Origin of the sequence: Arthrobacter rhizophilus (assembly GCF_026241105.1) — a bacterium.
Lineage (GTDB): Bacteria > Actinomycetota > Actinomycetes > Actinomycetales > Micrococcaceae > Arthrobacter.
This window is the reverse complement of sequence record NZ_JAPFFT010000014.1, coordinates 1-12287: the sequence shown is the minus strand read 5'-3', so window position 1 is coordinate 12287 and position 12287 is coordinate 1. Positions and strand designations below refer to the sequence as shown.

General features: G+C 61.2%; 12 protein-coding genes. 9 read left to right on the top strand and 3 right to left on the bottom strand.

The genetic code is table 11. The features are described from left to right. Window positions 1-48: 48 nt before the first annotated feature. Complete coding sequence (locus OOZ51_RS12910) at window positions 49-588, top strand: nuclear transport factor 2 family protein (RefSeq protein WP_265980044.1); 540 nt, start codon at window positions 49-51, stop codon at window positions 586-588. A gap of 57 nt (window positions 589-645) precedes the next feature. Here the strand turns inward: OOZ51_RS12910 and OOZ51_RS12905 are convergent, their stop codons facing one another. Then, the gene (locus OOZ51_RS12905) at window positions 646-1257 is read right to left on the bottom strand and encodes a PadR family transcriptional regulator (RefSeq protein ID WP_265980042.1); all 612 of its coding nucleotides are present in this window, start codon (window positions 1255-1257) and stop codon (window positions 646-648) included. A gap of 211 nt (window positions 1258-1468) precedes the next feature. Between OOZ51_RS12905 and OOZ51_RS12900 the strand changes: the two genes are divergently transcribed. From OOZ51_RS12900 to OOZ51_RS12890, 3 genes are read left to right on the top strand one after another with little or no spacing between them, the layout of a single operon-like run. After that, entirely contained in the window at window positions 1469-3139 is a 1671-nt protein-coding gene (locus OOZ51_RS12900) for a putative bifunctional diguanylate cyclase/phosphodiesterase (RefSeq protein WP_265980041.1), read from the top strand. Then, window positions 3139-3618, top strand: coding sequence for an SRPBCC family protein (locus OOZ51_RS12895; protein WP_265980040.1), 480 nt, complete (start codon window positions 3139-3141; stop codon window positions 3616-3618). Before OOZ51_RS12900 ends, OOZ51_RS12895 begins: the two co-directional genes overlap by 1 nt. Window positions 3619-3626: 8 nt before the next feature. After that, window positions 3627-3914, top strand: coding sequence for a YciI family protein (locus OOZ51_RS12890; RefSeq protein ID WP_265980039.1), 288 nt, complete (start codon window positions 3627-3629; stop codon window positions 3912-3914). A gap of 1 nt (window position 3915) precedes the next feature. On the opposite strand, the gene OOZ51_RS12885 is transcribed toward OOZ51_RS12890, so the two are convergent. Then, window positions 3916-5067, bottom strand: coding sequence for an ROK family transcriptional regulator (locus tag OOZ51_RS12885; RefSeq protein WP_265980038.1), 1152 nt, complete (start codon window positions 5065-5067; stop codon window positions 3916-3918). Between the two features lie 196 nt (window positions 5068-5263). Between OOZ51_RS12885 and OOZ51_RS12880 the strand changes: the two genes are divergently transcribed. The 5 genes from OOZ51_RS12880 (at window position 5264) to OOZ51_RS12860 (ending at window position 11949) form a co-directional block, all read left to right on the top strand. Then, window positions 5264-6997, top strand: a complete 1734-nt coding sequence (locus tag OOZ51_RS12880) for a glycoside hydrolase family 13 protein (RefSeq protein WP_265980036.1) — start codon at window positions 5264-5266, stop codon at window positions 6995-6997. Between the two features lie 90 nt (window positions 6998-7087). Continuing rightward, window positions 7088-8377, top strand: a complete 1290-nt coding sequence (locus OOZ51_RS12875; RefSeq protein WP_265980034.1) for an extracellular solute-binding protein — start codon at window positions 7088-7090, stop codon at window positions 8375-8377. 3 nt (window positions 8378-8380) lie between these two features. Next, window positions 8381-9352, top strand: coding sequence for a carbohydrate ABC transporter permease (locus tag OOZ51_RS12870; RefSeq protein WP_265980032.1), 972 nt, complete (start codon window positions 8381-8383; stop codon window positions 9350-9352). After that, window positions 9349-10245: a carbohydrate ABC transporter permease gene (locus OOZ51_RS12865; protein ID WP_265980030.1), complete on the top strand. Its 897-nt coding sequence runs from the start codon at window positions 9349-9351 to the stop codon at window positions 10243-10245. The genes OOZ51_RS12870 and OOZ51_RS12865 overlap by 4 nt, the downstream gene beginning before the upstream one ends. 228 nt (window positions 10246-10473) lie before the next feature. Next, entirely contained in the window at window positions 10474-11949 is a 1476-nt protein-coding gene (locus tag OOZ51_RS12860) for a glycoside hydrolase family 66 protein (RefSeq protein ID WP_265980028.1), read from the top strand. Here the strand turns inward: OOZ51_RS12860 and OOZ51_RS12855 are convergent. After that, window positions 11946-12287 (bottom strand): hypothetical protein (locus OOZ51_RS12855; protein WP_265980025.1); only part of this gene is annotated, 342 nt, incomplete at its 5' end. The two genes, OOZ51_RS12860 and OOZ51_RS12855, sit on opposite strands and share 4 nt — an antisense overlap.

The window sequence follows — 12287 nt, the reverse complement described above, 5'->3', positions numbered from 1 at the left end:
TAACTGCCGCGCACACATTCTTTCTAGCACTGACTCAGAGGAGGGAAGATGCACACGACCGTAAGCGGGCTGTCCGCGCTCCCGGTCCTCAACGTTGCTCAGCCAAGCCCCGCGCCAACAGACGTCGGCATCTTTGTGCCTCCGGCTCGCGGCCGAATTTACGACATGGAGTTGGGCGGACATCACGAAGCAACGGTTCGACACGACGTCGAAAACTGCCTCGCGTCATTCTGCGCCGCACTCGATGGAGGAGACGAGGACGCATTTTTGGAGCTCTTCAGGAGGACCCCAATCTCGCTCAACGGTGCCCTTCCGGCTCATGCACAGGCAGACCTCGCGAGCCTCTACCGGATTCTGGCGCCGCCTGTCCACACTCGAAGTGTCCATGTTTTTCACAACCTTCAAATCCGCATGGAAGGAAACGAGGCCCGCTACACGGCAATCTTCCAACGGTGGGCCGCAGGAGGCAGTCCGAGCTGCATCAGCATCGGATACTTCTCCGGGTGCATGACTGCTGGACCGCAGGTCTGGTACTGGACACGGCACAGCATTACATCGGCAGCCACCGGCCGTCGAGATGGCATTTGACGGCAGTCCGCAGTCCAGACACTGCCGTGATCTGCCATCTCGGCCGACCAAGAGGTACTAGTCGGCGAGGATGTGGTACAGCGCTCGCCGTGCTTCGTCGATCTTCTCCATTGCGGCGGTGCGCTGTTCGTCAGTTGCGGCAAAGCGGAACTGGTGGATGACCCCCATGAGCTTCGCCACGCTCTGGTGAAACGCGGGTCCTGATCCTTCCGAATCGATATTCCACGCATTTTCCAGTTCCTCGGCATGCTCGGCTACGTATGCCTTCCCTGCATCAGTGAGTGTGAACTCGGTGCGACGGCCTTCGCCGACGGGTGCGATGAGCTCTTCGTCAACGAGTTGCTGCAGCGTGGGATAGACGGAGCCCGGGCTGGGGCGCCATGATCCGGAGGTCTTCTCGGCAATCGTCTTGATGAGTCCGTATCCGTTGGATGGTGATTCGGCCAGCAAGGAGAGGATCGCGAAGCGAACATCGCCCCTGTTGGCCCGGCGGGGGCCGCCGGGGCCAAAGCCCGGTCCGAAGCCCGGCCCGAAACCGCGGCCTGGTCCAAACCCGCGGCCTGGTCCGAATCCGCCGTGTCCGTGGGGTCCGCGACGGCTCCGGCCGCGTCCAAAGCGTTCCATATCCGGACCGCAATCTGTGTGCTTGTCGTCATGAATGCCTTTCATAGCGGCATCGTCCTTTCAGTGTCTGTGAGAGTTGCCCTGAGGGCTGCAGTTTGTTCTGCGATAGTTAACGATATATCGGCGAGTGTCGTTAAACAAGGGTGGATCGAGGGATTCATGTCCAGGTGGTAAGAAGAAGAACGTGTGTTCTGATGGCGGTAACCGTGTGCCTTCCCTCTTGCGTCCACTTCCGTCCTGTTTAGGGGACTTGGGCGTGAAGGCCATCGTTGTGCCCGGTGCCGTTGTGGTGGCGGAAATTGATGCCATGTTCCGGAGCGACCGCACCCTCAGGGCCGTCGTGATCGAGCAGGACAGCTCGTTCGCGCTGCTGACCCGGGACCAGCTGGAGTTCATGCTGACTGGCAGGCTCGGCTACGGACGGGCATTGAACACGAGAAGGACGGCTTCGGAGCTACTGCCGGCCACGGACTCGGCCATGGCTGCCGATCTGGACCTCCAGTCTGCGGCACAAGCCGTTCTTGAAAGGCCTGAGTACCAGCGTTATCAGGACCTGTTGGTCTTGGGCGCCGGGGGCCCGCGGCTCGTTACTGTATCGGATATCTTTGCCGCGGTTTCCGCGCAATTCCGCCACGCTTCACTGCACGACCCGTTGACCGGGCTGCCCAACCGGCGGATGCTCGAAGAGCATTGCCCCGACATAAGCGCCGGGCTGCCCGGCGTCGGAATCCTGTTCATCGACCTTGACGATTTCAAAACGGTCAACGACACCTATGGCCATCGTGCCGGGGACGCCGTCCTCACGGAGTTCGCCCGGCGCTTGGCACGCAGTGTTGGACCCCTCGGCTCCTTGGCCCGCTTGGGTGGTGACGAGTTCGCTGTCCTTCTCACCGACGTCGATGAAGACACCGCTTGCGGGATTGCTGCCGGAATCCTGGACAACCTGGAGGAGCCGTTCGAACATGACGGCTGCGAGCTGCGCGTCGGTGCGACCATCGGCTTGGCAATGGGGGTCGACATCCTCGAAGAAGACACCCTCGTTAGTACCGAAGTTTTGCTCCGGCATGCGGACGGGGCGATGCTGCTGGCAAAGCAGGAAGGCAAGGGCCGCATCGGACGCATCGGCCCTCGCCAGGAACCGGCACCGTTCGCGCGGCAGGCGCACATCCGGCGTCGGCTGTCTTCGGCCGTTGACGACTCGGCACTGGATCTCCGGTATCAACCTGTCCTGGACCTTGCGACGGGAGAGGGTGCCGGCGTCGAAGCGCTCCTGCGCTGGGACGATCGGGAAATCGGTCCGGTGGGCCCGGACGAATTCATCCCCGTGGCCGAACACACGGGCGAGATCCATAGGATCGGGGCATGGGTCCTGGACCGAGCTTGCGCCCAGTCCCGATCCTGGATCGACGCCGGGACGCCCCGGAAGATCGCAGTGAACGTCTCCCCGGTCCAGTTCGCCGCCGGAACCCTTCCATCCGACATACGAGCCGCCCTGAGCCGCCACGGCGTTCCTGCCCGGATGCTGGAAATTGAGATCACCGAAGGAAAAGCGATAGTGGACGTCCCGTCCGCGGCATCGCAGTTGCAGGAACTGATCGACATGGGCGTTGGCGTTGCCCTGGACGACTATGGAAGCGCCTATTCGTCCCTGGCGATGCTCCGGGTCCTGCCGCTGACCACGCTAAAAATCGACAAGGCGTTCATCAGAAACATCGATATTGAGCCGCACACTGCGACTATTGTCCAAGGGCTGATCCAAACCCTCAACGCCATGGGGGTCAGGGTCACGGCCGAAGGAGTGGAACGCCAGGAGCAACTGGATATCTTGCAGGATCTCGGCTGCGACACAGCCCAGGGCTATTTGATCTCGCCGCCGATGGCTCCCTCGGAATTTGGGACGACACTGAACGATATGGAGGACCGCTAGTGAACGAACGACCTACAACCATCGAGGTCCAAGAGTTCCTGCCACATCCGCCGGCCAGGGTTTGGCAGGCACTGACAAAACCGGAGCTCATAGCCCGCTGGTTGATGGAAAACGACTTCCAAGCAGTGGTCGGGCATCAATATCAGATGCGCGGAATTCCCGTTCCGGCGGTCGGATTCAGCGGCCTGGTGGCCAGCGAAGTCCTTGACCTCGACGCCGGAAGGCGCCTGCGCATTTCGTGGAGGGACGCGAACTCCGGCAATACCCTCAACAGCACCGTGACGTGGTCAATCTCCCCGGAAGGCACGGGCACCCGGCTATCGCTTGTCCACGACGGGTTCGATCCCAATGAACCAACCCACGTCGCATCGCACCGCATCATGAGCGCGGGATGGCAAAACCACGTGCTCCCGCGGCTAGTCCAGACCCTGTCCGAACTCGACGGCGCCGCCCCCGACCGCACCGAACCCGACAATTAAGGCAAACAATGCAATTCGTGGTCTTCTACAGCTCGGACCCTTCGGCTCTCCCCGGTCTTCAAGCCGTCTATCCCCGGCACGTTGAATATTTGCAGGGCTTCGCCGCTGAGGGTGGCCTGATCGGCATCGGGACGTTCAACAACCCGGCCGTGAACGGTTCGATGGGAATCTTCACGAGCAGGGAAAGGGCGGAGCAGTTCATCGCGGGGGATCCCTTCGTCCTGGAAGGGCTGGCCGTACCCGGCGAGATCCGCGAGTGGAACGCCGTGATGTTCAGTCCGCAGGACGGCGCATGACCTAGCTGGGCGCAGGTTGCTGCATAGCACCGATCGCTGCGCCACGGGCCCAGTGAGTGTCGTCAACGTCGATGACAGCAATGGGTACCTCGCGAGCGTGGACTTCGCGATCGTGCCTCCGTCCGGCGTCAATGGCTTCCTTGGCTGCCGCTGCGAGGCCGACGCCTTCCCCGCTGAGGATGATCAATTCAGGCATGACCAGGGCTGAAGCGATGGTGAGCAGGCGGCCCAAAGCGAATCCAGCTTCGTCGACGAGTGTTTTGGCAACCCCTCCTTGGGCCGAGAGTTCGAGCAGTTCCGCGTATGGCACAGGCCTACCCATGGAGGCCAAAGCCCTTGACTCGAGGCTGGGCTGGCTCAACATGACATTGGCGCAACCTCGGTGGCCCAGATCGCAAGGCGGCCCAAACGGATCCAGGGGAATATGGCCGGCGGTGCCCAAACCGGAGTTGGCATCGGTGATCATCTGGTGGTTAATGACCAGACCGTAGCCGACGCCTGCGCCTATTGTGAGAACCACAAGGTTCGCAATGCCACGGCCGGAGCCCAGCCAATGTTCCATCAAGGTCAGGGCGTTGAGGTCGTTGATGATGCTGACGGGCAAACCCAGCCGCTGTTTCAGGAGGCCACCGAAGGGAACGTTTTCCCACTTAAGGAATGGTGCCCAGCTGATGTTCCCGCCGTCCGTGACCTGGCCGCCGAGGCACACTCCAACTGCGGCAATTGGTTGGGGAGCTGATTGCTCAACTTTACGGACCAGGTCCGCCACGAGATCGGCTACGGCTTCGGGCTGCAGCGAGCCGATCGGGGCTTCCGCGGTGGCGATCACCTCGGTGCGCAGGTTGACCAGCGCAGCGGACGCGCGCGTTCCCGTGAGCTTCACACCGACGAAGTAGTGACGGCCCGCAACGATTTCCAGCGGTTGAGTGGGGCGTCCGGTGGGGCCGACATGCCGTGATTCCGTCTCAATGATTTCGCCCGCGGTCAGCAAGGGTTTGGTAACTCGCGTGAGGCTTCCGGCAGACAGCCCCAGCTTTTCGGCCAGCGCACTTCTGGAGAGCGGCCCGTCTACGAGCAGTTGGTACAAGACGTCCCGGGCGGAGCTTGGCGCACCCAGCCACGTGGGGTGGGCGGGGGTTGGCTGCGAGTCCATATCGCCTCCTCATCGATGGGCTTGTGCAAGACTATCGCAGGATTTCTGATTTTTGTATCAAAAGTTTGCTCGGGAGAATCGCGAGCAGATTGATGGCTTGCATCACATTTACATGAGCTATTGACAGTTGAGACTTCTACCGCAAAACTTTCAGTACTTCACATACGGCATAGTCGCCCAGCAAGGGAACTCATCAATGACGATTCAAGAAACCCACGCCGGCCCTCCCATGAGCACGGACCAAGACTGGTTCAGGAGCGCAGTGGTGTACCAGATATATCCTCGCAGCTTCGCCGACTCCAACGGCGACGGCGTAGGAGACCTTCGCGGCATTATCGGCCGGCTCGATTACCTTAAAAAGCTGGGCGTGGACGTTCTGTGGTTGTCGCCGGTGTACCGCTCGCCACAGGACGACAATGGATACGACATCAGTGACTACCAGGACATCGACCCGATCTTTGGAGACCTGGAAACTCTCGACGAACTGATCGCAGGCCTGCACGCCCGCGACATGAAGCTCGTTATGGATTTGGTCGTCAACCACACCTCCGATGAACACCCATGGTTTGTGGAATCCCGCTCCAGCTTGGAGAACCCGAAGCGGGATTGGTACTGGTGGCGTTCTCCGAGGGACGGCGCGGAGCCGGGTTCCGCGGGGGCCGAACCGAACAATTGGGGTTCCGCTTTCTCCGGGCCGGCATGGGAATACGACCAGACAACGGGCCAGTATTACCTTCACCTGTTCTCGAGGAAGCAACCTGACCTCAACTGGGAAAACCCGGAAGTACGCGGGGCCATCTTCAGCATGATGAATTGGTGGCTGGACCGGGGCGTGGACGGTTTCCGGATGGATGTCATCAACTTCATTTCGAAGGATCAGCAGCTACCTGACGGGCCCAAGTCCGACGACAAGCTCTACGGCGACGGCGGTGCCCACTTCATCTGCGGTCCCAGGATTCACGAATTCCTGCAGGAAATGCACCAAAAGGTGTTCGCTGGGCGGGACCGGCAGTTGCTGACCGTCGGTGAGATGCCTGGAGTCACGGTAGAGGACGCCGCTATTTTCACTGATCCCGCAAGGCAAGAAGTGGACATGGTGTTCCAATTCGAGCACGTCGCCCTCGATCAGGAAGACGGAAACAAATGGCGGCCAAAGAAGTTGCTGCTCACCGAACTGAAGAAGTCCCTGGCCCGCTGGCAGGAAGGGCTGGCGGCCCGCGGATGGAACAGCCTGTACTGGGGAAACCACGATCAGGCCCGGGCCGTGTCCCGCTTCGGGAACGACGGCGAGTACCGGGAGGTGTCGGCCAAGATGCTGGCGGGCATCCTGCACCTGCACCGGGGCACTCCCTACGTGTATCAGGGGGAGGAGCTGGGCATGACGAATATGTCCTTCGGCGCGATCAGCGACTACCGGGACATCGAAGTCCTCAACCACCATCGCGAGGCCACCACGCATCTGGGCCATACCGATGCCGAAGTACTTGCGGCCCTGGCGCCCCTGAACCGGGACAACGCACGGACTCCCGTTCAGTGGGACGGGAGCCGGAACGCAGGTTTCACCACCGGAGCCCCCTGGATCGCAGTCAACCCGAACGCTCGTTCCATCAACGCTGCCGCCCAGGTGGAGGATCCTGACTCTGTTTTCAACTTCTACCGCGAAGTCATCGCCTTGCGCCATCGCGATCCCGTGGTTTCCCACGGAGATTTCGCCATGCTCTTGCCCGAGGACGAACACGTATACGCTTTTGCCCGCTCGCTGCCCGGCGCCGAGATGCTGATTATCGGCAATTTCTCATCCACCGGGCGCATGGCCGACATCGGCGATGATTCCTGGGCTACCGCAGAACAGGTACTGGCCAACTATCCCGTGGAGAAGTCGCTGCGCCTTCGCCCTTGGGAACTCAAAGTCTTCCGCCGCAGCGCGTGATCCGCTGTCCCAACCTACCCCCAACCTCTCCCCAAACCGTCATCACAAACCCTGCGGGTACTCGCTGCCCGAAATGCGAAAGGTCCAGCCATGATGAAAAAACTCTTCACGCTCTCCTCCATAGCCCTTTTGGCGGCCGCCGGCCTCACGGCTTGTGACACCGGCGGCGGTGGCGCCCAGCCCGCGGCGGTGGCAACCCTGTCTTCGGGGGTCGCGGTGTCCGGGGAAATCACCTTCTGGCACGCTTACAGCGCTGGCGGCGGTGAAATTAAGGCCTTGGAGAAGACCATCATCCCGAACTTCGAGAAGCTCCACCCCGGAGTCAAAGTAAAGTCCGTGCAGATCTCCGACAAGGACATGCACCAGAAACTCGTCACGGCAGCTGCTGGCCAGAGCCTGCCGGATGTCATCCGCGCGGATATTGTCACTGTCCCTGAACTGGCCAAGATTGGCGTGCTGGCTCCATTAAGCGATGCCATGCCGGACTTCCAATCATGGGCCAACAAAATGTTCCCTGGTCCGCTGGCCACGAACAAGTACAACGGCAAATCTTGGGGTCTTCCGCTCGACACCAACACCAAGGTGGTCATATACAACGACCAGGCGCTCAAGGCCAACGGCGTCGCTTCCGTTCCGAAAACGCTGGACGAACTCAAAGCTGCCGCGGACAAAGTGGGAGGCAAGTACATCCTCGCCGAAGGCGGCTCCGGAGGATGGCAGATGCTGCCCTATATCTGGTCCAACGGCGGCGACATGACTGACCCCGACGTGAAGAAGTCCGCGGGCTACCTCAACGGGCCCAAAGCCGTCGCTGCCCTGCAGATGATCGTGGACCTCTACAACAAGAAGGCCATTCCCGGAGTAATTCTCGGTGGCAGTGGTGGAACGCCAACAGGCGACGGCTTGCCGAAGGGCATGTACCCGGCGATCGTCGACGGTCCGTGGACCTTCCCTGGCATGGCTACGTCCTACCCGAATTTCCAGCCCAAGACGTCGCCGATGTTCAGCGGCGACGGCGGCAGTGTAAGCGTGGTGGGTGGCGAAGACATCGTTATGACACAGCAATCCAAGAACAAGGAGCTCGCCGCAGAGTTCATCCGCTACATGCTTTCTCCGGATGCCCAGAACGCGATGGGGCAGGTGGGTCAACTCTCTGCTGAGAAGGACATGGCCGAAGCGATGGCCGCCATCCAGCCCTACTATGCCGCCTTCCTTGAGCAGCTCAAGACCGCCAAGCCCCGGCCCGCCACGCCGCAATGGGCAAAGGTGGATGACATCTTCACCAAGCAGGCACAGCTTGCACTTCAGGGCAAGCTGTCCGTCCAGGAGGCAATGGACGCCGCCGTGGCGCAGATCGATCCGCTCTTGGCACAGGGCTGACACATGACGGCACAACGTCTTTCGGGACAAGAAGTTTCGACCGCCTCCGCTGCCCGGCCTCGCAAGCCGGGCCGCGGAGGGGCGAGCCGCAGGCCCTCGCACTGGTGGGTGCCGTGGGCGTTCGCGGCTCCTGGGCTGATTCTGTTCTTCCTCACTACTGGTTATCCGTTAGTGCGTTCCCTGCAGATCTCGTTCTATAACTGGTCAGTGCTGCCTACCCAGGCCAGTACCTTCATTGGACTGGACAACTACACTCGTGCCCTGGCCGATCCCCAGTTTTGGACCAGCGTGACCAACGCCGGCGTGTACTTGTTGATGTCTGTCCCAGCCACCGTTGCACTGGGCCTGCTATTCGCAGTTTTGCTTCAGAAGAAGATGCCGGGCCGCACACTCTTCCGAATCCTGTTCTACATCCCGGTGGTTACCAGCTGGGTGGTGGTCTCCCTATTGTTCAAATTCCTTTTCACGACCGACGACGGTGCGGTCAACTGGTTCATCACGGACTTCCTGTCCCTTTCCGATCATGCAGTGCCGTGGCTCGAACAGCGCTGGACGGGACTGATCGCTATTTCCCTCCTGGGGATCTGGAAGAACCTCGGATGGTGCTTGGTAGTGCTCCTTGCGTCGTTGGGCGGCGTGGGGGAGGAGTTGTATGAGGCGGCTGCACTGGACGGTGCGAATGCCTGGCATAAGTTCGTCCACGTTACCCTGCCCGGAATTCGAGGAACATTGCTGTTTGTGCTCGTCTTGCAAGTGATCGGGGCATTCAATGTCTTCCCCTCGGTCCTTCTCATGACCAACGGCGGACCGGCAGGAAGCACGGAGGTTCCGCTGACTTACATGTACAAGCAGGCATTTTCTTTCTTGGACTTCGGCTACGGCTCGGCCATGGCCTTTATCCTCGCCATTTTCATCTTCATAGTGTCGTTCGCCCAGTTCAAATTCCTTGGTGAGAAGAAGGAGGCTCTGCGATGACAGCTACATCCTTCAAGCCCAAGAGCTTGCCCGAGGCGGACAAAGCCACCCGGAACGAACGCTCCAAGCGGCCGTTCAACGTCTGGCTGCTGGTCCGCGTCGCGATCGTCGTGTGCGGGGCCGTGTTGATGGTGGCGCCGTTCATGATCATGGTGTCCGCTTCGCTGGAGCCAAACACCGCCATACTTCCGAATCCTCCACATTTCCTGCCGCAGACCCTCACCTCGGCAAATTACGAGGAAGCCTGGACGGAGAACAATTTCGCTGGATTCTTTGGAAACTCAGCCTACGTTTCAGTGCTTACCACCGTTGCGTCAGTGGTCATTTCGTCAATGACGGCCTTCGCCTTCGCTCGTTTCGACTTCCCACTCAAGAACTTCATGTTCTCCCTGCTGCTCGCGGGATTGATGATCCCGGGCATTGTGGTGATCGTCCCGCAGTTCGTCCTCGCGAAAAGCCTGAATATGCTCGACTCCTTGGAAGGCCTGGTGTTTTTCTACACGGCCGGGCAGATTGCCTTCACCACCTTTCTTTTGCGGGCCTTTTTCGAAAGAGTCCCCCGGGAATTGGACGAAGCCATGACGGTTGATGGTGCGGGGATCCTCCGCAAATTCCTGGTCCTGTACATTCCCCTTGCCCGTCCGGCACTGGCCACCGCCGCTGTCTTTTCCTTCCTCGGAGCGTGGGATGAATATGTATGGGCCCTGACTGTCATCAGCGACGCCACAAAGCGCACGCTTCCCCTCGGCATCGCGGCTTTCCAGGGCGAGCACTCGACCGCGTGGGGCCTCGTGTTCGCGGCTTCCACCCTCGCTGTCATCCCGGTGATCGCCGTCTACGTCGCGGGACAAAAGCACCTCATCGCCGGAATCACCACCGGCGCCGTCAAATAGGCGCCAAGCGTCACAACACCCAAGGACACCCACATTGCTCAACCCCTCGACATTCTCCCCACTAAGGCGAGCTACTCGCCCACGGAACCGGCCGCCGTCGAACTCTGGATTCCCGACGGCGTCACTGCCGCCCTGACGGTTTGGCACCTCGGCGAGCGGATCCAGACGCACGAAGGATGCGGTTCCGGAATTCTTAGCCTGGGCCCTCTCGTCCCGGGTGGCTATAGCGTGGAACTTGAGGCCGACGGCGCGACGGCCCGGACCGCCGTCGAGGTCGCCGCGGACCCGAGGGCACGCTTGAGATACGGGTTTGTGGCCAGCTACGGGCCGGACAAGGACGTGCAGCCCGTTGCCGAACTCGTCCGCAGGCTGCACCTGAACGGCGTCCAGTTCTACGATTGGGCCTACCGGCACGCGGACCTGATGGGCGGCGGCTCGGAGTATGTAGATGCCCTTGGCCAGACCATTTCCCTGGCCAAGGTCAAGGAACTTGTGAGGACCATCCAGGCGGCGGGATCCCGGGCACTCGGCTATGCCGCCGTGTATGCGGCCGGTCCCGGCGAATGGCACAACTGGCAGCAACACGCCATGCTCACGCCAAGCGGCGAACCCTACGCACTGGGAGACTTCCTCTTCCTTCTGGACCCGGCGGCCCAGCCATGGCTCGCCCATTTCACCAAGGAGCTGGCCGACGCCACATCATCCCTCGGATTCGATGGCTTCCACCTGGACCAATACGGATATCCGAAACGCGCAGCCACTCCGGATGGTGCCCTGGTGGACGTCGCAGATTCATTCGTCCAGCTGATCGAGGGCGTCCGGAACGCGCTACCCACCAGCCACTTGGTCTTCAACAATGTCAATGACTTTCCCACATGGCGCACGGCTCCGACTCCCCAGGACGCCGTCTACATAGAAGTCTGGCCGCCGCACACCACTTTGGGTTCCCTGGCCGACGTCGTCAGCCGGGCAAAGGCGGCGCGCCGAGACCAGCCGGTGGTGATCGCTGCATACCAGCACGTGTACGACACTGCCGACCAGCAGGCAGCCGACAGGGCAACTGCGCTGACCATGGCCACGCTGTTTTCCCACGGGGCAACGCAGCTCCTGGCCGGTGAAGGGGACCGGGTGTTGGTTGACCCCTACTATGTCCGCAACCACCCCATCAACCAGGAAACAGCGGCGTTCCTGGCCCGTTGGTACGACTTCCTCGTGGAACACGACGAACTGACCATGGATCCCGCGATCTGCGATGTCACGGGATCCTACGCGGGGACGTACAACGACGATCTGGACATTTCCTACCAAGCCGCGGCGGTAACAGACCGTCCTGAGCCAGGGGCCGTCTGGCGTCGCGTCACCAGCGTGCCCGGTGGATTCGCCATCCACATGATCAACCTGCTGGGCCAAACAGACACGGAATGGGATGAGCCGCGCGCAGTGCCGCAATCACCGGGCGGGGGGCGCCTGCGCATCCGGAGGACCCGGGGTACGGTGCCGCGCATTCGGTACGCAGATCCGGATGGGCAGGCGAGACTCGTCGATGTTCCTGTGGAACTCGACGGGGACTACGCGACGGCGATTCTTCCTCCGCCACACCTCTGGCAGCTCGTTTATGTGACGGAGGAACCCGTTACGGCAAGCCGTGGGCGGATACAGCTTGTTGCTGTGTCCGCCCACGTGGGTAGTTGGGTTGGGAGTTAGTGACCGGCCTGACCGCCTCCGGGGCCGCCGGTTTCGGTTGCGGTGACCTTGAAGTTGGCATCGAGTTTGACGGTGGCGTGGGTGCCGTCCGTCTTGGTGATGTGGGCTTCGTAGGCGGCGCTGCCGTCGTCTTCGGTGGTCATGTTCTCTACCGTGGCGCCGGAGTTGGCGGCGAGGACGGCGTCCTTGACCTTGGTGGCGGTGTCGCCGGTGAGGTCGGTCTCGTTTCCGTGGTTCCCGTGGCCGCCCTTGCCGCCGCCCGGGCCGCCGGTTTCGGTTGCGGTGACCTTGAAGTTGGCATCGAGTTTGACGGTGGCGTGGGTGCCGTCCGTCTTGGT